At 35.0% G+C, this 20,273-nt stretch carries 20 protein-coding genes and 1 pseudogene; 5 read left to right on the top strand and 16 right to left on the bottom strand.

The features are described from left to right. Positions 1–10: 10 nt before the first annotated feature. From C9J35_RS23675 to C9J35_RS15190, 3 genes are all read right to left on the bottom strand, one after another. A complete protein-coding gene (locus C9J35_RS23675; RefSeq protein ID WP_054767695.1) occupies positions 11–154 on the bottom strand; it encodes a hypothetical protein in 144 nt (47 codons plus the stop codon). Positions 155–828: 674 nt separating this feature from the next. Beyond that, complete coding sequence (locus C9J35_RS15200; protein WP_107925170.1) at positions 829–1,131, bottom strand: YfzA family protein; 303 nt, start codon at positions 1,129–1,131, stop codon at positions 829–831. Positions 1,132–1,543: 412 nt separating this feature from the next. After that, positions 1,544–2,323: a hypothetical protein gene (locus C9J35_RS15190; RefSeq protein WP_107925168.1), complete on the bottom strand. Its 780-nt coding sequence runs from the start codon at positions 2,321–2,323 to the stop codon at positions 1,544–1,546. A gap of 643 nt (positions 2,324–2,966) precedes the next feature. On the opposite strand from C9J35_RS15190, the gene C9J35_RS15185 reads away from it, so the two are divergent. Continuing rightward, positions 2,967–3,179: a DUF3923 family protein gene (locus tag C9J35_RS15185; protein WP_054767692.1), complete on the top strand. Its 213-nt coding sequence runs from the start codon at positions 2,967–2,969 to the stop codon at positions 3,177–3,179. Positions 3,180–3,376: 197 nt separating this feature from the next. Here C9J35_RS15185 and C9J35_RS15180 read toward each other — a convergent pair whose 3' ends face one another. Further along, positions 3,377–3,883 (bottom strand): GNAT family N-acetyltransferase, encoded by a 507-nt coding sequence (locus C9J35_RS15180; protein WP_107925167.1) that lies wholly within the window; start codon positions 3,881–3,883, stop codon positions 3,377–3,379. Between the two features lie 502 nt (positions 3,884–4,385). Between C9J35_RS15180 and C9J35_RS15175 the strand changes: the two genes are divergently transcribed. Continuing rightward, the gene (locus C9J35_RS15175; protein ID WP_107925166.1) at positions 4,386–5,426 is read left to right on the top strand and encodes a beta-propeller fold lactonase family protein; all 1,041 of its coding nucleotides are present in this window, start codon (positions 4,386–4,388) and stop codon (positions 5,424–5,426) included. 212 nt (positions 5,427–5,638) lie between these two features. Here C9J35_RS15175 and C9J35_RS15170 read toward each other — a convergent pair whose 3' ends face one another. Continuing rightward, entirely contained in the window at positions 5,639–5,824 is a 186-nt protein-coding gene (locus C9J35_RS15170) for a hypothetical protein (protein ID WP_107925165.1), read from the bottom strand. Positions 5,825–7,095: 1,271 nt separating this feature from the next. Between C9J35_RS15170 and C9J35_RS15160 the strand changes: the two genes are divergently transcribed. Beyond that, entirely contained in the window at positions 7,096–7,341 is a 246-nt protein-coding gene (locus C9J35_RS15160) for a hypothetical protein (protein WP_107925164.1), read from the top strand. Between the two features lie 147 nt (positions 7,342–7,488). Here C9J35_RS15160 and C9J35_RS15155 read toward each other — a convergent pair whose 3' ends face one another. The 4 genes and pseudogenes from C9J35_RS15155 to C9J35_RS15140 form a co-directional block, all read right to left on the bottom strand. After that, entirely contained in the window at positions 7,489–8,103 is a 615-nt protein-coding gene (locus C9J35_RS15155) for a DUF998 domain-containing protein (protein WP_107925163.1), read from the bottom strand. A 476-nt stretch (positions 8,104–8,579) separates the two neighbouring features. After that, positions 8,580–9,241 (bottom strand): annotated as a pseudogene (locus tag C9J35_RS15150) (LD-carboxypeptidase); the annotation flags it as partial. A gap of 73 nt (positions 9,242–9,314) precedes the next feature. Beyond that, complete coding sequence (locus C9J35_RS15145; protein WP_054770029.1) at positions 9,315–9,650, bottom strand: hypothetical protein; 336 nt, start codon at positions 9,648–9,650, stop codon at positions 9,315–9,317. Between the two features lie 259 nt (positions 9,651–9,909). Beyond that, positions 9,910–10,470 (bottom strand): putative glycolipid-binding domain-containing protein, encoded by a 561-nt coding sequence (locus C9J35_RS15140; protein ID WP_107925162.1) that lies wholly within the window; start codon positions 10,468–10,470, stop codon positions 9,910–9,912. A 471-nt stretch (positions 10,471–10,941) separates the two neighbouring features. Between C9J35_RS15140 and C9J35_RS15135 the strand changes: the two genes are divergently transcribed. Then, on the top strand, positions 10,942–12,093 hold the full coding sequence (locus tag C9J35_RS15135; RefSeq protein ID WP_107925161.1) for a GerAB/ArcD/ProY family transporter: 1,152 nt from the start codon (positions 10,942–10,944) through the stop codon (positions 12,091–12,093). Positions 12,094–12,299: 206 nt separating this feature from the next. Here the strand turns inward: C9J35_RS15135 and C9J35_RS15130 are convergent, their stop codons facing one another. From C9J35_RS15130 to C9J35_RS23670, 5 genes are all read right to left on the bottom strand, one after another. Beyond that, positions 12,300–13,133, bottom strand: a complete 834-nt coding sequence (locus tag C9J35_RS15130) for a CPBP family intramembrane glutamic endopeptidase (protein WP_107925160.1) — start codon at positions 13,131–13,133, stop codon at positions 12,300–12,302. Between the two features lie 420 nt (positions 13,134–13,553). Continuing rightward, positions 13,554–15,629 (bottom strand): peptidase G2 autoproteolytic cleavage domain-containing protein, encoded by a 2,076-nt coding sequence (locus C9J35_RS15125; RefSeq protein WP_201262077.1) that lies wholly within the window; start codon positions 15,627–15,629, stop codon positions 13,554–13,556. Positions 15,630–16,689: 1,060 nt separating this feature from the next. Beyond that, positions 16,690–17,490: a CsxC family protein gene (locus tag C9J35_RS15120; RefSeq protein WP_201262076.1), complete on the bottom strand. Its 801-nt coding sequence runs from the start codon at positions 17,488–17,490 to the stop codon at positions 16,690–16,692. A 447-nt stretch (positions 17,491–17,937) separates the two neighbouring features. Next, the gene (locus C9J35_RS15115; protein ID WP_107925159.1) at positions 17,938–18,360 is read right to left on the bottom strand and encodes a hypothetical protein; all 423 of its coding nucleotides are present in this window, start codon (positions 18,358–18,360) and stop codon (positions 17,938–17,940) included. A gap of 9 nt (positions 18,361–18,369) precedes the next feature. Further along, the gene (locus tag C9J35_RS23670; protein ID WP_167395982.1) at positions 18,370–18,543 is read right to left on the bottom strand and encodes a hypothetical protein; all 174 of its coding nucleotides are present in this window, start codon (positions 18,541–18,543) and stop codon (positions 18,370–18,372) included. A 407-nt stretch (positions 18,544–18,950) separates the two neighbouring features. Between C9J35_RS23670 and C9J35_RS15110 the strand changes: the two genes are divergently transcribed. Continuing rightward, positions 18,951–19,067 carry a YjcZ family sporulation protein gene (locus C9J35_RS15110; protein ID WP_107925158.1) on the top strand — a complete coding sequence of 39 codons (117 nt, stop codon included), beginning with the start codon at positions 18,951–18,953 and terminating at the stop codon, positions 19,065–19,067. A 238-nt stretch (positions 19,068–19,305) separates the two neighbouring features. Here C9J35_RS15110 and C9J35_RS24575 read toward each other — a convergent pair whose 3' ends face one another. Both C9J35_RS24575 and C9J35_RS23665 read right to left on the bottom strand, forming a co-directional pair. Further along, positions 19,306–19,440, bottom strand: a complete 135-nt coding sequence (locus C9J35_RS24575; RefSeq protein ID WP_268807932.1) for a hypothetical protein — start codon at positions 19,438–19,440, stop codon at positions 19,306–19,308. Between the two features lie 318 nt (positions 19,441–19,758). Beyond that, the gene (locus C9J35_RS23665; RefSeq protein ID WP_107925157.1) at positions 19,759–19,908 is read right to left on the bottom strand and encodes a hypothetical protein; all 150 of its coding nucleotides are present in this window, start codon (positions 19,906–19,908) and stop codon (positions 19,759–19,761) included. Positions 19,909–20,273: the final 365 nt, after the last annotated feature.

Raw genomic sequence — 20,273 nt, 5'->3', positions numbered from 1 at the left:
TCTTCCTGTTCTAGCTTTCTTTCTTGAGCACATATTGAAATAAATACCCCGCACCAAGCCCAATAAGCACACCTGGTAATACATTATCAAGCAACAAGCCAATACCAGCTCCTACTATGACACAACCATAAATAATCATATCTCCCTGTTTCAATTCATCAACTCCTTATCAGATTTATCACCGTTTCACACGATCACGATTAACTATAAGTATACAAAATGACGTTACGTCAACTTCAAGCCATCTCACTGAATAATTTATTAATGACGTAAGGAAATCTTATATTCTTCTACTTCGACAATACCGAATGGAGGATTTTTTACAGCTACAAGCATAAAGAGTAAATTTGGATGTAGTCCAGTCACCTATCGTGAAAGATTGGCTGCATAAAAGAAAAACCAGAATGAAGAAAATCATTCTGGTTAAAGTCTAACTCTTGGGGTTCACAACAAAAGAGTGGCTTTTACATTTGTCACAAATTAATTAAAAAGACTACTTAAATTGGTTTGTAGCGCACATACTTACTATAAGCATCTTCGCTTCAATCGCACAAGAAATATCGACAGTTTTAATAAATGCTTTATTTGGTAGCTTTTCTTGAAGTTCAATTAAATTCGCTGTTCTTCTAGCGACCAGACAACGATATATCCCTCATTTGACAGAATTTTGGCTAATTCTTTTCCAATACCAGAACTAGCGCCAATGATGATGCTTTTTTCATTTCCTCAACACACTTTCTATTTGGAGTTTAGCAATACTAGTTCTACTCGTACGGTTACTTTAATGTACTGTTGGAAATAATTATTTAGCATCCCAATCTTTTTTCTTTATTTTTTTGAAAACACTGGAATAATGTGCAGTACTGCAGCAATCAGTATAGCAATGACATGAATTGTCATGAACATATTAAAAAAGGGAAAGGCATAAGGGGTAATCCATTCAGTAAAGAGTTTCGAGTCCAAAATCCATCTTCCTATTCTGGCAAATAATTTATCACTATCGTTTATGTTTGGCTCTAGAAAAGTGCCATCAACGGCGATAAAGATTAATTGAACGATTAAAAATATACCAAGGGTGATTATCCAACGTTTTACTAGATTAATATTATGAGTTTTTTCGGTGTCAGTCATTTGAATTCTCCTCTCATGCTTCATCATTTTGAGTAATATACTAAATTCAAACTCTATATAGCGTAAAAGTGAAGTGGTTGTTACCCTTTCAATAGTATAATAACACAAATTGTATATAGTGTATATATTCTTTAATTACATTATATACATAAAACACGTGCAACCACTTATAATTAAAAAATTATATATACCTGTAGATTTAAAATTAATTGCAAAAAAATACAACTCGCACCGAAATAGTGCGAGTTGGTGTCTTTTTCTATGTGGATACCCTTGAAAACTCTACTTTCCAATCCAGTGAATAATACTTCCATTTCCCCATGACTAGCTCCTTCTTCGGGACTAAATTGCTCTTGTATGTCCGCTGTTAGCTCAATACGCAAGCATATTTTCTCTTGTTAAGGTTGGATTTCTAGTTTACTGGCTTCAGTAGATTTGCTGGAATATAAGTGATATTTGCATCTCCTACCATCAAATAGCCATTTACCTCAATCCCTGGTGACTGTAAGACCGCTCCCTTCAACTCGCTTCCATAGCTAATTGCTCCCTTCATTGGACCACTTAATCGTTCTGTATCTTGCGTTAATATATAGGTACCTTTGTTTCTAGTAATCGTTTCAAAAATACGAATATCAGTGCTATCAAGAATACCAGTATCAATTACAGGCATTCCTTCAATATCTCCAGTACAATAATGGCGATTTAATTTGCCCTTCTCAATAGAAACTAATATTGCGGATGGACCAGTGCAAACCTCTTCTCGTTTTCCAACTATTAGATACTCACCATATTTGATGTAGGAGTATGGATATCCAGGATTTTCTACACCAAGATGATTAATCATGACATAGGCTGGATTGTTATAGAAAGATGCGCGAATATTGATCGGTACTTCTTTGAAAACTACCAAATCCGTTGCTTGCACGCGATATTGTCCCATCTGGTAGAATGTTTTACCATCGTATTTTTCAATATCATACGTTCTAAAGAAGTGATTTCGCTTGACCACTAAAGCACTATACGTACCATCTGGATTTTTCTTATATACCTTGATATCTTTTTTAAAGGTCATTTTTCCTGTTTGCCCTTTTACAACTTGTGCTCCATCATATATCACTGTCGCTTCTGATTTTGTTGGGTTTATAGCTGCTAATACGAATGTTGCAAGTAACACAATAAAAAATTTTCTCATTATTCTCCTCCTATTCAGCTTTATTTTTGAAATCATAATTTCTTTGATTTATATACTAGTAACCTACTATTCTACAAAGACAGCGTTTTTTCTTTCTATACCAATTCCATCTCTACCATGCCAACCATTTATCGAATTAGGTCTACTACTTATTGATTGGGGAAGCCTATCACGTTCTTTCAACCAATTGTAAAAAGCCACAGGACGTTCTTTTTTTTGTGCTGTTACTTCTATAATAAAATGAGTTTTACTATGCTTCGTACTACAGTCAACTAATTATTGTTACTTTTTGTAAAATATAAGTCAATCAGTCTTAAGGCTGAGAGGTAGCACCGCCTAAAGTTTGTTGCCAATAAAAAGAAAAAGCACTACAATAAAAACACTAAAGGAAATATAACCATCAATTGGGTTATTAAGGTTATCACCAACAGTCTGGGTTGATATTTGATTTTAGCGCTTAATTATTTTAAAATACTAGTTTCTCTTCGTTCCGGCTGCGTGCCACCTTCGTGACTCACATCCTGTTTCCCAAAATGGCACTTGGATACCCCTCGAAAGCGCCCAGCTGGAACAGAAATCAACCCCAAGTTATAGTGATGAACCACATACAATTATGAACAGAAAGAAGATGGATATGTTGAAAATGGGAATATGGTGGCTTATAAATATTGTGTGGCTATTAATTTTTGCTGTTGGAGCAATATTTATTGGGGTAAGAAAAGTTGATGGTGCAGGGGCAGTTCAAACCCCTGAAATCAGAATGGTATCATTCGTTATTTTGGGCATTATATTTATCATTGTTGTACTAATTCAACTGATTTTTCTTTATTTTGTTAGAAAAAGTACAACGCAATAACTCAACAAAATGGCCATCTCAACTTATTTAGCCTTTTGCTGTTCATTGTCATTTTTTAAGTCTTTCAGAAAAATGGCTTTTTTTTATATGAAATTTTCCCTTTCATTTCCCTAAAACGGTAATAACAAAGGAGGTTTTACTCAGCACTATTACTAGCTGCATGTTGTGAAGAAGAAGCTGTGTCTAATGAAGTTCCATCATAAAATATTTAACACCATCAAATCCTCGTCAAAATACTGCCCGTTACATTTTAGGGCATTCCGTTCTACGCCGTAGACCTCGAATCCCAAGGACTTATATAACCTCTTTGCTGAGCTATTTTCCGACACAACTGTTAAGTTAATTTGTTCCAAGCCATCACAATTTTTTGCCTTGCTTATTAGTTCCATCATTAGTGATTTTCCTAAACCTTGCCCTCGACCTTCTGGTGCTACATACATCCCGTAAACATTCCCTTTATGATTGGTTTTGAGACTGTTTTCCCGCATAAAAGTAACGATTCCAACTAACGAATCATCATAATTAAAAGCCCCCAGAACGAATTTATCCTTAGTTGGTTCTAATCGCTCAGCAACAGCTTCTAGTGAGAATTTCACTTCTCTCTCATATGTTGAACCAAATGCTTCTGGATTGATTTTTAATGCGCTCAATCGTACTTCTTGGTACAACTGGGCATCAGCCTCATTTAAAATACGAATTTTCATTATTAATCCGCTTACCCCTTTTATATTTTATTGAAATAGTCTCACTCTGCTTTGCAACTTTAGCATAATTGGAATCTTTCCTCTTGTTAAACGAAACTACTCCGTTAGGTTAATAATACTTCATATTGTATAAATTTAGATAACTTTTTCCAATGAATTACTGAACTTAAGCACCATCATAAAAGTTTCGATAAATTAATCCTTCTCAACAGATTCATGACAATCTTAAATATTTCAGGAAATGCTCCCCCTTTAGTGGAACAACAGAAAAAGACTTTACTCCTTCATGAAGTAAAACACTAGAGATTTAACAACCTAAAGATAAAGAGGAATTTAATACCGACAATCGATGACCCCTAAAAGTTAGACACGCTTATTTCAGGCAGCGATTTGGGCATTGTATCGGACTCATGCCTTTTAATAGTATTTGGTTTAGGTAAAACGTACAAGAAACATAATTCTGTTTGCATATAATCAAAATATGATAGAAAGGGAGTGCAATATGGGGAAAGAACATAAATCTTTTAAAAAGTTCAAGTTTAAATCAAACCCAAATTGTCATTGTTGTGGTTTTTGTTGTCCTTGTCGTTGTAACCAGCCATTTATACCTGAACCGCCAACTCCAGTTTGTCATTATTTAGTGTATGTTACAGACGCTGGCCAGTTAGCTACTCCTGATAATAGAGTATCAGTGATTGATACAGCGACAAATACTATCGTCGCTACCATTCCAGTAGGAACTGCTCCTCTAGAAGTAGCGATTACACCCAATGGAGCATTTGGTTATGTTCCAGCACTCTTCTCGGATGATGTAACGGTTTTTAATACTGCAACCAATGCTGTAGTCACTACCATTTCAGTAGGGATAGGACCTGATCCTCTTGGTGTAGCGATTTCACCAAACGGAACACTTGCTTATGTATCAAATCACGGTACTAACACCGTTTCTGTCATAGATACAGCTACAAATATGGTAAACGCTACTATTACAGTAGGACTCCAACCTCAGGGAATAGCTTTTACTCCAAATGGTGCGTTTGCTTATGTTGCAAACGAAAATTCAAATTCTGTATCAGTTATAAATACAGCTACAAATGCCGTGGTTGCTACAATCCCTGTGGGGGTTCGCCCAAGATCGATTGTTTTCACACCGAGCGGACAATTTGCTTACGTGACAAACGAAAATAGTAACACAGTATCTGTTATCAATACTGCAACCAATACTGTAGTTGATACAATCCCTGTGGGAACAGGACCTGTGGGAACAGCCATTACACCTGACGGAACACTTGTTTACATTGTCAATAAAGGTAATAATACTGTGTCTGTCATAAATACAGCCACAAATACCGTGATTGCTACAATCCCAGTAGGATTATCGCCTGACCAAGTAACCATCTTGCCAGATGGAACTTTTGCATATGTTACAAATCAAGCTGACAATACTGTTTCTGTCATAGATATAGCAACAAATATGGTAGTGGATACAATCCCAGGATTTAATGGTCCTACCGGTATAAAGACTGGGACAATTTGCCGGTAAAAGATAAACTTTTTAAACGTGTGATTTCATCATCCAGAGTCCTTGGGACTTGTGGATTCAAACAAATAAAAAGAAGCTATTTTGAAAAAAGAATAATCAAAATGGCTTCTCTTCTTCTTGAATGAACATTCCGTTTTATAAAAAGGTTGATTAAAGCTTACCTAGAATTCTTTGATAGAAATGTCGTGAATTTATTTCAAAACCACACCATCTTATTCATTTCCTTCGAGTTTAGATATAGCTTTATCTATTTCGGATATTTCATTTTCAAGCTTTTCTTTCTTCTTGTTCAATTTTGTAAGCTGATTATTACATTTATCCGTTTCACTATGAATGGTTTCTAAATCAAATAATTTTGTTTTTTTCGATTCTTGTAATAGATCTATTGCTAATTTCAAATTTACTCGCTCCCTTCTAATTCACAGGTAAATCACTTACTTTTTTAATCATCGCCACCTTATATAGCCTTTATTCTGAAGCTCCGAAGGTGTTGGTTCCGGCATTGTTCATCCCTCTGACATTCGTAGTTAAAATGCACAATAAAAAGCCATCTCGATTTGAGATAGCTTATAGCTACAATATCGGTTTGACTAAAAGATAACCATAGGCTAATCCCTTTACCCCATAATATAGAATTGGAGCGAGTATGAACCATGCTAATTTTTCATCCCATTCTTCAACCTTTTCTTTTCTTTTTCTCTATAACTTTTTCTATAAACAAAGCAATGATAATAATCATACCTGCCAGTAGTAATGAAGAAATCATTTTCCACATTAATGAAGTAAGCATCATCGCTTCTTGTCTGTAGTATCGTACTACGTTCGCTTCTCATTATGTGGATGCAACTACTTCCATTCATAGTATTTTAATTTCTTCCTAAATTACTCCAGCTCAATCCAATGTCTTTCGATTGTCTGTATTTCATTTGCGAAAACATAGGCATGTGCAGCATCTACCTTTACGTTCTTGATTGATGTGTCCGATTTGGATATTTTTATTTTCAACTATTCATTAAGAATACATAGAAAGGGAACATAAGAGTGTCAAAAATTCCGATTTCTTTAAAGTTGATGATTGGTATTGGTATTATTATCATCTTTACTTCACTGTACTTTTTAAAAGATCAGCAATCTTATCTATGGATAAGTTGGACAGGTAACATTTTGTTTTTAGTCGGAATTATATTAATCCCATTTGCTAAAGCATCTAATAAAAGTAATGTAAAAACTAGATAAGTTTATTAACGGCTGTCTATGGATAGTCTTTTTTAGCCTTATCCAATGTCTCCCTTACTGCACATTTTGGAGTGGCAACAGATTTGGACAACTTTTTTAAGGTGGTTAGATGGCTCTCTTAAAGCATAAGGGGCGCACAAGTTGCTTGACATGGAGCCTCTATGGGCATGATTCGTTGCGCCAAGTAGCCAGCTAAAATAGGGCTGGCTTAGCCAAACGAGGCTATCATGCCCATTGCTCCATATAAAGCTCTTCTTCGTTAAAGGACTTAGTTATTGCTCCTTATCCTTTATAAAAAATGTCCAATTAAGTGTAGCCTATCCATTTTTTATTGGATAATCTTCAGACAGTTGTTATTCGGCTAATTACACCATTGCCTTTTATTAGAGAATCGCCCATACTAGCCATAGCTTAAATAATGAGGTGATTAATTTTGAAAACAAAGAAAACTGCTTTATCAAATGGTTGGACTCTAGTAGCACACGAAACTTTTTCTGTATACGTTAGCATTGATAATCCAAATAAATTTTGTTTACACGATTGGGATGATGACCAAACATTGACCCTTACAACAGAGGAGGATTCATTCGAAGTTCTAAAAAATAGGTATGATTCAGCATTTAAAGTAAACCTATCTAACCGTACGTTTACCCTTCTTCTCGAACCCGATGAAGACTAAGGATACTGATTTTTGAGCATCAAATTTGATGCTCTTTTTGATGCAATTCCTTTCTCTAAATTCCCCACCCTTTGAGCGCCGGGCAATTGTTAATATGGCTTATAAATAATTCTTCATGGCATTATTGATAAGTACATTTCTAAGGATTTAATCATTTAAGAGAATAGTTAACACAGTTCCCCACAAGAAAATCACGCCATAAAAAAGTCTTTGTATTAAACCTGCTGGCAATGGAAAGAAAAACAAAAGAATGATAAGGATAAGAAATGCTATAACTACAAATAAATTAAAATAGGTCCATCGTTTACCTTTAGCTAATGATTTTGCATAAATCCACAGTCCAAATAAAACTGTAATCATGCCTATTTGTGCTACTATAGAATGCCAAAATAAATTTATATCAGCTGGTATAAAGCCGGATACAATATTCCCGAAAGCAAAAATAAGAATACATACAGTTGCCAATTTGTTTAACCAATTCTTCTTTAGGTACTGGGAAAGATACAACACACCAACTGATAATGTTATACCATTTACTATAAACAATACGTTCATCCAAAAATGATAAGGAGAACAAATTTCATGAGGAGCAATTGAATACGTGTATTTCCCACATGATGTCACACCAAGATCACTCATAGCTTGGTGCATAATATTATATGGGGCAATTGAAGTCATAATAAAAATCGGTTCAATCACAAAATATAAAATCGTAACAACCCAACTTACTATTCCAATTTTTTTAGATATATGTAACGAAATTTGGCCCCCTTTATATAATTATATACTTTATCGCATCAATAAATTACCAATTTACTAGTCGTAAATGAGGGACTGCACTTCCAAATAATTTATGTCTTAAAAGATATTTTTACACTCTCTTTAACAATTTGATTGCTCTATTCAACATAGTATTCTGATGTTAACAATATTTGAAGGTTATCAGTGATTCTATATTACAGTATCACTAGCTAATTGTTTTAATGGATTCCCCATAATTATCACTTTCCTTTTCTGTATTATTATAGTAGAAATATATGTAATTAATTAATAATTCAGTTATATAATACATGTACAAATTAACAAAAAGCCATACCCTTTTGGATATGACTTAGTATGTCTGTTATTCGTAGAGAATAGTTACATAAATTGCTTATTTAAAATATTGTAAAATTGCCACTTTACCGCTATACAATTCCACTTCTGCATATGCTCCTATTAATGTCATTAGTGGCGAAACCTTTAATATAATTTTCTTTAAAGTTTTGAACTTCACCGAATCTTGTACCGATTAAATGTCTAATAGTATCAATACATCCACCAAGTAAACGTCCCTGTATTTTAACACTATTATTTGAAATAGACTTCCATTTAGTTTTTTCTGTAAAATTAAAAACATAGGGAGTAGGTTTATCAAAATGCCATTCCTTTTGATATTGGTCTGATGAATGTTGTCGTATTGATTCACCTTTTTTTAGTGATAAAACCGCCTGCCACATTGCTGTCGTATCATCAGAATACTCTCCTCTTAAATCGTGCAGTAGCTATATCTGTTTTTAATGTGATAGCTAACAATAAAAGACTAATATCTGCGCAACCTAATACCCATTTGATTTGAATTTTTTCGAAGTCAATATATTCAAGCGTTTCAATAAGCAGTTCCCCACCCAAAGGTGGAATAATATGGATATCATCATGTTATTAAACTCTTCTGCACGCATTTTAGTTGGTGCAGATTTTGCCTTACTTGAGTCCAAGCAGTATCTCCACAAATGACCTTATAACCTTTCTTTTCCATACGAATGCATGCTGTTTTCAATATTTCATGTAGTTCAGTGGGTACACTAGATGAAGGTGCTGTAACTCCAATTATCCCTTTTTCTAAAAATGGATATTTAATATGCACCCCCTTATTTTTGTATCATTTTAACATATTTGACTTTCTTTATGGGAGTTGTGTAACAACAGTTAATCTACCTGACATATTGAAAAATTAACAAATACAATCCTATGAAAAGACCTAAAATACTCGCCTTCATTTTAGCTGGATGATTTCTTTCACTACGAAACAAGTAAAAGAAAACTACTATAAATCCTAAGGGTATCCAGAGTTTAAAGACACCTTCTTTTGTACCGCGAATAAAAATTGGAGTAATGGAAGTGCTAATTAGAAAGTAAAAGAAAATTGTAAAACGTCTTGTTTCTAATTGCTTGCTCCACCTTACTAAAAAGAAAATAATTATTATTGCGATAATCGTAATGTGTAAAGGAGGTAGAACAATAGCAACATCCCCAAACTTGAATTCCATTCTGTGCCCTCCTTTTTTTATCCTTATTCCTACTAACCTATACCGTTAGTTTTAATAATACCTCATTTTGGATAATATTAGGAGGTTAAATTTTATTAGTTTGTTTATTTGTCACTTGTCATACACTGTATATCACTACGCGGTAACTTAGGCGTAGCACCTACTTCAATCAATATATTTAAGGGATGACTTTTTGATTATTCTACCGCAATTTTCCATATCTGAATTTTAAAGCTGTTTCCATTCTCTCATGTTGAGATTATTTTATTCGGCTAAATACTTTTGGATAGTTTATAACTAAGCCCTGTTCATCTACACATATTATTGTTTCATAGTCGTAACAGCGATACTTAAAATATCTCAAATTCCCAGTAGTTCTTATATATTTATAGGATTGAGGAACTTTTTTTATCTCGAGCGAAGGAATTGATATATACACCATTTCAAAATGTTCCTCTTGATTCAGGAACCAATCAACTCTATTGATGGGAAGAGAATTCGAAAATGGCGTGGCAGATATATCAATATCGATTGCGCCCTTTAACTTATCGATTACTTTTCCATCCTTATCAAACCAGGTACCTTTCCCATCAGACATTAAATTTAAGCTAATGAGGTCATCCATTACTATTCTTAATTTTTTTGTAAACCAATTAGCATCTAAATCGATTTTGTATTCAACAATATGAGCATTGGATGTACGTCCATCTAAGTAGATAATTGTTCCTTTCGCTGAGTAGCTTTTTTCTTCTACAATCATGTTAAAATGCTCGCAACCAAACTGTTCTTCATTCTTCCATATAACCACCTTTTGATTCAAAATTTTCTCTCCCTTTCCATTTATCTTTACCACAAAAAAAGAACTAATGTTCTTGTTTTAGCAAAAATAATAAAAATTATAAACTTTACTCGAGATGCAATTTTTCAATCGCCAAATTCACATTAAAAGTTATTTAAGTCCTGCGGCTTTCATTCCTAAATGACAGCCTCCTACCCGCAAATAAACTAAAAACCTTGTGGCTGTTTCGATTTCATCATCGACTGCACAATAGGTATCCCATTGCGCATGTTATGCTCAGGCAAGTGCATTATTCAATCATTTAATGAAATGGTTTTGAATGAAGTTTAAATATTTTCAATATCTCATCTCCAATATGTTGTATGTTAGTTTGATTATTTCTTCACCAATATGTATATCCTTTTAAAAACTAAATAGAAAAACAACATGCTTCTAGATTTAACGAAGTAATGATTTCCATAAAAATTTTCGAGCGTAAAGAGGGTGACATATTTGGAAGGAGAAATTATTAGCGCACGCCAATTCACAATAATTGTTTTTCTCTTTTCAATAGGTACAACTATATTAATTATTCCTGCGACGATGGCGAATGCAGTTAAACAAGATGCTTGGATTTCGGCTATAATAGGGGTGATATTAAGTTTATTACTAGTAAAGCTTTTCATTTCTTTAGGAAATAGGACCCCCAATTTAACCTTTATTGAGGCCAATGAAAAAATACTTGGAAAATTTATTGGTAAATTAACCTCCGTTGGTTTTATCTCTCTTCCCTTACTTTCAGCCGGAGAATTATTTTTTTTCATTGGGACTTTTATGAAGACTGAAATCATGCCAGAGACGCCTAAAGTTGCATTTGCTATCTTGTTTAGTATCATTATTCTATTTGCTACTTATTTAGGGGTAGAGGTCTTTGCACGATGTGCCGAAATATTATTCCCTCTGTTTTTGTTCTTATTTGTTGTTTTTGTAATCTGTATTTCTCCACAAATAGACGTTAAAAATGTTCAACCGATACTTGATACACCAACAAAATCACTGCTAGTTGGTATATTATATTTTATGAGCACCTTTTCTTTTCCATTGGTTGTATTATTAATGATTTTCCCCTCCGCTATTAATGAACGTAAGTCAGCTCAAAAGGGATTTTATATAGGTTCAGTAGCAGGAGGTTTAGTATTAACTGTTATTATAGCTCTCTCTGTACTTGTACTTGGGGCAACAAATACATCACACCAATCTTATCCTAGCTATGCACTGGCACAAAATATTTCAATAGGGAATTTTCTACAACGAATTGAGGTAATAATGGCTTTTATGTGGATGTTCACAATTTTTGTTAGATCGTATGTATATTTTTACGCATCAGTAAAGGGTTTAGCGCAAATATTCAATATTAAAGATCATCGACCGCTAATACTACCACTTGGCATGATTTCAATTGCATTTTCTCAAATTATACATCCGAATATTGTTCACTCAATTAAATATAATGAGGAAACATGGCCACTATTTACATTAACCCTAACCATTTTATTGCCCTTATTATTACTTTTTGTTGCAAAATTACGTAAAATTCAGTGCGCTGAAAAAGTTAGAAACATACTAAGTGAACGTGTCGTTATAGAAGAAAAAAATAATAACTGATTGCAATGGTGATTTATTGTCTATATTAAACTTATAAGCCATGCTTTATTTACAATTACAAGCTCAAATTAGGTTATTTGGAATTGATTTGGTAACTGGTTTATTAAAAGTAATCATTCATTTAGTCACTTACCAGAGTGGCTTTTTGTTTGTTGTGTTGATTAGTGTACTAACGCTCCTGTTCGTTACGTATATCGCAGTACATACTAAACCATGTACTGCTCTACATTCATAATATTTGTATCTTCCTTTCCATATAGTACTTTCTTTGGGTTTATAATGATCAACAAGACAGCTCCTATTAAATAAAAAATTGCGTTATACATGATTAAATCGAGTAAATTTCCGTTTATTAAGCCAATAAAAAAATTAAAGAATTGGTGGATGATGATTGGAATGACTAAATTCTGATTTAAGTTATAAAATGCTGTCATGATGATCTTAGTAGACATCAGCGCAATCATAAAGAATAGTATATATTTAATTAAATCAAGACCCACAAGCCCTGTAGTAAACCATAGGGGTAGATGCCACATCCCCCACCAAAATCCAATGATTATCGAAGCTGTTAATGGTGAATGCTTCTTTTGAAGCTCAATTTGAGCGAAACCTCTCCACCCTATTTCTTCTCCAAATGGCCCTGCAAGAAGGTTCTTGATAAAGAAATAGAACAGCATTCCCCATGAAGTAATAGTAAAAATAGAGTCTACTTCACTATTTCTCGATACGATAGTCAAAATCATTAAAAATATGGATGCTTGAATCATGATTACAGTTAGAATCACAGAAAATTTAAGTTTATTCTTGAATTTATCTTTTACAAATTGTATAAAACTCTGACCAGGATAGATTTTTTTAAATAGTATTGCAAAAGCAAAAGTTGAGGACCAAGCTGATATACAGAGCATTACATCAAAAACCCATTCAGGAAATCCTAACATGCTTATGGCTCCCACAAGACAAAAAATTGGCATAAAAATGATATTGGTTAGTACAATAAAACTTGCTACTGGTTTTTTAAATTTCTTTTCACTATTCATATAATCCCCACTTAAAAAAGTATTTCGTAAATTTAATAACGCTCGCATTTACGTATACATTCAGCTTAAACCTAGGGGTTACTCATAGGTCAATACATGTCTGCTATTATCCAATTGGCGGGAAGGACATGGAAGAAAGTAATTTAGTCGGATGGTTTAGATTCTAGAAACGATTTATCCATCGCAAAACTTAATATTTCAACAAAATTTATTATTTGAACTAAGATATAAAAAGACGCCGACTCAAAAGATCATTGAAAAATGATTCTTTGAGCTCGGCTACCTCTTTGTCGATTGCAATAAGGATTATCAAAAGTAAATACATGACCTAGTAACAGCATCACTGATACCATCGGCAATTAACGGATACAAATTTGAAAATGAAGATTTAACAACAATTTAAAATTGCCTTTAAAGCTTCTATTTAAATAAAACCAAAATCTGATTTGGTCCTGTACGTTTCATCACGCGATAACCTTTTTTGGAAGCTGTTGCAACTCCTTCATCATTCGGCATACAATATTTACCAGGTTTGCATGTTCCGTCATCACGGATCAGCAGTTGTCCTAATAAACCAACAGCCACCCATTCCGATCTTTTTAACCTTGGAATGTATTCTTTTGTAGGATCCCATTTAGGATTTAATATAGAATGTGATGTGGTATGTTCGGGCGTGAGAACATTTCCTTGTTCATCTATTTTTGCTGGGATAACAACATCTTTGTATTTTACTCTGCCCCATTCATCCAAAACATATTTATTTTTCCACCTTAATTCCCCACTGTTACCCAATATAGCAGGAGTAGAGCTTGTAATCCCCAATACATAGTCATCTTTGCTATGCGCTTTTCGGATTTTGTCACTTTCTACATCAAAGGTAACAAAATATCCAACATCAATCGCATTTGAATCAACTGTTTCAAATAATTCGGCATAATCTGAAGCAGGCATACTCACCGTACCATCAATTTTTACGTTTCCATTACTTAAAATTTTAGCTGCAAGTCCTTTGTTTGTTGTACTCGTTCCGTTTGCTAAATACCAAGAGTATGCAAGCTCATTGGCATCCCCAAAACGTCCCATAATATGAGCACCTATTCGCCCATTTGTGCTTGTATTATTTCCCTCTGCATGGGAGAAGGATCCGTTTGCGGTTGTTTGAACTCCTTCTGCATGGGTAGCTCTTCCGCTTGCGATTGTCCGGTCTCCTTCGGCATGGGAAATGAATCCACTTGCAATAGTAGCAGACCCTTCTGCGTGGGAAATGAATCCACTTGCAATAGTAGTAGACCCTTCTGCGTGGGAATTGGATCCACCTGCGATAGTAGCGGACCCTTCTGCGTGAGAATTGGATCCACTTGCGATTGTAGCAGATCCTTCTGCGTGAGAATTGAATCCACTTGCGACAGTAGCAGACCCTTCTGCGTGGGCAGCCCGCCCACTGGTAGTTGTCCCTTGCCCTTCTGCGTGGGAAAAATCACCAGAAGCCGTAGAACGCATAACAATTTCCCCTGCTGCATTCCTTGTTGGTCCACCCTCCGCATGAGAAGCTCTTCCTTCCGCTCTTGTTTCCTCTCCTTCTGCATGGGCAGCAAATCCTTTCGTAAGATCTCCAACTACACCCGCAATAGATCGATTACCTTCTGCATGAGAAGCTTCTCCACTGGCAATGCTAAGAATTCCTTCTGAATGGGAAGCTCTTCCTGCTGCTCTTGTCTGTTCTCCTTCTGCATGAGAAGCCCTTCTTTCCGCCCTTGTCGAGTCTCCTTCTGCATGGGCAGCGATTGAACTAGCTATACTGCTCGCCCCTTCCGCATGGGAAAAATCGCCACTTGCGATGGAGAGAGCCCCTTCCACATGAGAAGCTATTCCACTGCCTCTGGTATCTTGCCCTTCTGCGTGGGAAAAGTCTGCACTCGCAATTGTTCGAACGCCTTCTGCATGGGAAGCTCTTCCTTCTGATTTTGTTAACTCTCCTTCTGCGTGGGAAATGAATCCACTAGCTTCTGTCTCAGACCCTGCCGCATGGGAAATATCTCCACTAGCGATGGATAAAAGCCCTTCGGCATGGGATTGACTTCCTTGTGCTTTTGTCTGTTCCCCTTCTGCGTGGGATATTCCACCGGAAGCTACTGTTTGAGACCCTTCCGCATGAGAAGCTTCTCCACTGGCGAATGTTCCTGACCCTTCCGCATGAGAAGCAAATCCAAATCCTACTGTATTCTGTCCTTCAGAATGAGAAGAACCACCTTGAGCAATCGTTTCTTGGCCTTCCGCATGAGAAGCACTACCACTAGCAGTGGTATTTGACCCTTCCGCATGGGATGCGAATCCAACAGCAGTGGTAGTAGTACCTTCCATTACGGAACATCCATTTGCTGGATCAACAATAATACAATTACTACAACAAGGTGTGGGTGCCATAATCTCTACTTCCTGAACTTGATTCTCTTCCTTTTGATTTTCATTGGCCTTTTTCTTGTTTTGATTCAACATAAAACCACCTTCCTATTTTATATATTTATCCATTTTATCTTTTTAGTATCAGCCTTTTCCAGATGATACGTAGGTCTTGTTTAGCGAAAACTCAGCAATGAAGTATACCGGTGATGCTTTCTAGACACGGCAATATGAAAACGTTCTTCGATATTGTGTTGAAGAATTGGCGTATCCAAATGGGATTTAAGACCACCCCCTTTGTTGGCTGATGTGCTTTCTGTCAGTCAGCGTTTGAGCATGCTCTGACTTCGATAGATAAGGAGTGTGATCAGGTGCTGATTTTCGTTCCAATAACTGATCTATACTATATTGGTTGAAATGATTCTCTAACGTAGAAACAAACCTGACAATGCACATTTAGAAGAGCTACTACTACAAGCTCTTGCTATCATTCCATACAAGACGTACAGCCATCACTTGTTTTCAGGAACAGGCTTCTTTCACTGTGCACCCATATTCCTATATCTAATCTATATATAAATATGCATTCCGAAATCTATTTACTGGGACAAAATCTTGTTTTCAAAAAAAACAACTTCTAACTAATAGAATGAATCGTTTCGTATGTACATTGAGAAATTGAGTTGTTTTAATAGGAGAACCGTCAAATAAAACATAAGCCCTTATTCAAAGAACGCTATAAACACGCAGCACCTACTATATAGGAATCTATTAAAGGAGATATCTTCTCTATGCCCAGCAAAAAATCTTAACGATTATCCCCGTCACACTATATTCCGAACTTAAAAATTCCTTTGTAGCCAACTGCATGTGGAAATAAAATTGCCGTATATCTGATAAAAATTAATGATATACGGCTAATGTGATGCGTACTGAAAAGGTGCGCCTATTTTTATATTTTTATAATTCGGGCTTATGAATAAAAGCTCAAACTCAAGTTTTATTACAAAAGGCAGTTGAAAGTTCGATTCAACCGAACTTTCAACTACCAACTCAAATTTTAGATTTTATCAGTGCCTCTTTAAAATTCTAGGGCTGTTTATTTTTGCATTGTGCAACCCTTTATTCTTTATTTTGCTCCTCTAAAAAATAGTGATTACCAATGAGTAGTAGGAGGTTCAATAGCAGAACTAACAGGAGGCGTAAGTCCTGAAAGCACAGGCGTTACTACACTACCCGCACCTAGGCGAATTTGTTGAACTTGCAGTACTTTTACAGTAAGTTCCAGTACAATTTTTTCACGCAATTTGCTAAAAGTACCTTCAGGTCTTGCCATAGTTGGTGAAAAATCAAGTTCAAAGAAGTTTGCAGCTACTAACTCGCCAAATGGCTGTTCATTGTATTTTACGAGGTTTTGGAAGAAAAACTTATCCAATCGAGCATCCAGTTGGGTATGTTCGTTAAGGAAGTTCACTTCGGCAAACTCGGAAATTCCTAGGATTGGCGTAGGGCCTCCAGGTTCTTGTGGGAAAGTAAGGTCTGCAAAACCAGAAAATGGAACATTGGCAATTCTATCTTGAAGTGCCCCATTACATGCAGCTGAAGCATATTCGATATTTTTACGAATATGGCCCGCTACGAATAATTTAGCTCTTGTTACCCTAAAAAAGTCAGTGCCCGCAATACGTGTAAATCTAACCGGTACCAGTTTCACTTGATTTAGGAATACATTTTTTTTCACTCTTTTGATTTCAGTTGCTGCAGGACTAAGCGTAATATCCGACTCCACAACGATTTGAAGTGTCGGTTCTGAAAGTACTACAGGTATTTTTACAATTGGCGTTGAAAGCGGTGTAGCGACTACTGGCGTATTCGCACTAGATAATGGTGTTTGTTCAGTTGATGTTACTGGACAAGGAAGAAAAGGTTGCATCTGATTATCTAATTGATCACTCAAAAAAATTCCCTCATTTCATTTTTAGTATTAGAGATGTTCTCTATATAGCTAGAATATGTAGCAACCAACTCTATGTATGGACGTTTTACTAGTGCTTTTACTGATTTTAAAAAAGAGATTTTTTGAGCTGAGAGATAGATTTTTAATTATCTTCTAGCCCCTTGTCTATCAATCATAACTGCCTCGAATTTATTGTACTTGTGTACCCTTTTAAAAGTACATTTGCTATAGCACAATTCCCAAAGCGATGATTCATTCAGATCAAGGTTTCCATTATACACACCCAGCATTTCAAAAATGCGTCAAAGAAATGGACATTAAAAAAATGACTCCGGCAGCATCGAAGTCATCTAATCGCTGTTTAATGTAGAGAATGGTCTTTTATTAAACTGTCTACTTTATAGGGTTCAGTTCATATTAATTGAGTACCGGACATTCGCTTTAATTCTAATCAAATTCTTTTTTTATCTGTAATGCAAATTCTTCAATAGATTTTCTATCTTGATAAATTGTAATACCAATACCGGAACGAGTAGCTCTATGAGAGTTAAATTCTCCTGCATCAATCCAAAATTGGAATTTATAAATCTGCTCATCAATTAGCTCGCTATTATTCGCTAAAATAGCAAATGAAAATGAAGGATCCGTTGAGTCCCATACTTTCGCTTCCAATAATTCATCCCAATTATTTAATATCAGCGTATGTAGCATTATAAGGTCACTCCGTAAAACCAAAAACTTAAAATCTAAATGATGTTCGCCACAATTAAATTTAATCCAAATATTACTAGAAATAGTATCGCTCTCTATATTAACTACTTCTAAACTTGTCTTTGATGCATCAAATGATCTATCATATAAGGTTGCCATAATTAAATCTTACCATCCCCAATTACTGTTAATAAATTTCATAGCGATTTCCCCACTATCAGGTTTGTATACCGTTGCAAACCCTTTTGTATTCCCTATAAAAACAACATTAATATTAACAAACCATACAATTGGAGCAACCCTTGGAGCCACAACTAATTGTTCTGATACTTGTGAATTCATAAAAGTAGTTCGTGCAGTGTTAATAAAATCCCCAAAATATTGTCATTCAACATCAGTAAATGATACATTTACTTCCTTAAATTCAGGATGCTCATTTATATTCCTCTTTATCTAGTTGAGAAACTAATAACTCAGTTTCCAAATATAAACTTATCTTTATCTGTGAATTCCATCACTGAAGCAGCTGGTAGAAATACAATGCTAATTTATAAAGTTATTCTTATAATTAAGGAGTATAAATATCTAATTCAATTGAATTTAAATGCAGCTTCACACGAACCACGTTCTTTCTCAAAATACGTAATATGATTATTTATTTTTTCAAAAGAAGTGATTGATTAGATGAATAGCATCTCTCCTTTCTATAACTTTACATATTCTAAATTATAGAAAGGAGGGAATTTAATATGGGAAATGAAGTTTATGGTACGGGCTATGGCAAGCATGATAATTTATCATTCGCTCTAATCGTTGTCCTATTCATTCTTTTAATTATTGTGGGCGCTAGTTTCATGCATAAATAACACCTTCATTATTGGTCACAATCAATAATCTCCATAACCCCTTCGCAAACTATCATAATAATAGTGTAAATATCAATCATCCTTACACATTCTTATTATGACCAAAGGGTCGTCCCCCACACTGGAGACCCTTTTATTTGTTTCTTTCCTCACATGCATACTCAGTCACACCTCATTTACTGCACAAAATCTTTCGAGTAACCTTGAAACTCCACTTCCACGAATTCAAAGTGCTTCATCACATGCGTGTATCCAGCAATGCAAATAGCACCCTTACCGTACCTCGAAGCTTCTCCCTATATTCCCATTCAATTTCTCGTTGCTTCTTTGTCGTAAATATATTCGCTTCCATTAGATCTTCCGTATGCTCCATATCATCATCGCCTGCACACCTTCACCATCATTACATTCATCTTTCAAAGGTAGCAACTAAGCAATCCCCTTTCGATGCTTCCAATTCTTTAATGTTGATACACAAACACAGTAGGTTTTCGCTATCTCATTATCCGTTTATCTTTTGTCACATATATTCCTTCTATTGAAATTTAGTAATTGTTAGTTTTGTGTGGCCTCCTCGATTGTTCGTTTTTGGTTTATTCCCAACAATGAAATCGCGTTAATTCCGTCACTAATTCTAAAATAGCCTTTTGCCATTGGTCTATTTTTGTAATTTCGAAGATTTATCTTCCTTTTATTTATCTGTTTGTTTTTGCTTCTTTTTCAAATACTCCGCACGTATTTTTTCAAGTTGCTGCTTTTTATCAAATTTAGCTGGCTTGTGTTTTTCATGATACTTTGTCACAGCTACCTGACCTTTGGTATCCAATTGATATTTCCCCACTTTGTTCACCTACTTTTCTTGTCTTTAAAGAAATCTATTCAACAAATATAATATACCTTATTTTACTGAAGTAAACCTTAATAGTGTACTGCTAACCTTGCATATATCAGTAAATCATTAAAAACTTAGTAAAATAATTCATCGCCAAATGGTATTCATTATACTTATCTATTAGTAACATTGCCTAAGCTAACTGCAGTCTAAATCTTTAATGCTATCAGCCCATTTGAGAATTCACTGTAAGCCCGAAATAAAAAAATAAGCGCACCTTTTCGGTACGCACGACGAATGGCCATCTATCTGAAATTATTTCAAATAGATGGCTATTTTGCACATGTCGCTTGAATATTTTTCGACCAAGGCAT

Source organism: Lysinibacillus parviboronicapiens (genome assembly GCF_003049575.1).
GTDB classification, from domain to species: domain Bacteria; phylum Bacillota; class Bacilli; order Bacillales_A; family Planococcaceae; genus Lysinibacillus; species Lysinibacillus parviboronicapiens.
This window is presented reverse-complemented; position numbering and strand designations above follow the sequence as displayed.

Coding starts and splice junctions, on each gene's coding strand:
- C9J35_RS15200 (WP_107925170.1), bottom strand. CDS start 1,131: ATGACTGACACCGAAAAAACTCATAATATTAATCTAGTAAAACGTTGG.
- C9J35_RS15190 (WP_107925168.1), bottom strand. CDS start 2,323: ATGAGAAAATTTTTTATTGTGTTACTTGCAACATTCGTATTAGCAGCT.
- C9J35_RS15185 (WP_054767692.1), top strand. CDS start 2,967: ATGGGAATATGGTGGCTTATAAATATTGTGTGGCTATTAATTTTTGCT.
- C9J35_RS15180 (WP_107925167.1), bottom strand. CDS start 3,883: ATGAAAATTCGTATTTTAAATGAGGCTGATGCCCAGTTGTACCAAGAA.
- C9J35_RS15175 (WP_107925166.1), top strand. CDS start 4,386: ATGGGGAAAGAACATAAATCTTTTAAAAAGTTCAAGTTTAAATCAAAC.
- C9J35_RS15145 (WP_054770029.1), bottom strand. CDS start 9,650: ATGGAATTCAAGTTTGGGGATGTTGCTATTGTTCTACCTCCTTTACAC.
- C9J35_RS15130 (WP_107925160.1), bottom strand. CDS start 13,133: ATGAATAGTGAAAAGAAATTTAAAAAACCAGTAGCAAGTTTTATTGTA.
- C9J35_RS15125 (WP_201262077.1), bottom strand. CDS start 15,629: ATGTTGAATCAAAACAAGAAAAAGGCCAATGAAAATCAAAAGGAAGAG.
- C9J35_RS15115 (WP_107925159.1), bottom strand. CDS start 18,360: ATGGCAACCTTATATGATAGATCATTTGATGCATCAAAGACAAGTTTA.
- C9J35_RS23670 (WP_167395982.1), bottom strand. CDS start 18,543: ATGAATTCACAAGTATCAGAACAATTAGTTGTGGCTCCAAGGGTTGCT.
- C9J35_RS15110 (WP_107925158.1), top strand. CDS start 18,951: ATGGGAAATGAAGTTTATGGTACGGGCTATGGCAAGCATGATAATTTA.
- C9J35_RS24575 (WP_268807932.1), bottom strand. CDS start 19,440: ATGGAGCATACGGAAGATCTAATGGAAGCGAATATATTTACGACAAAG.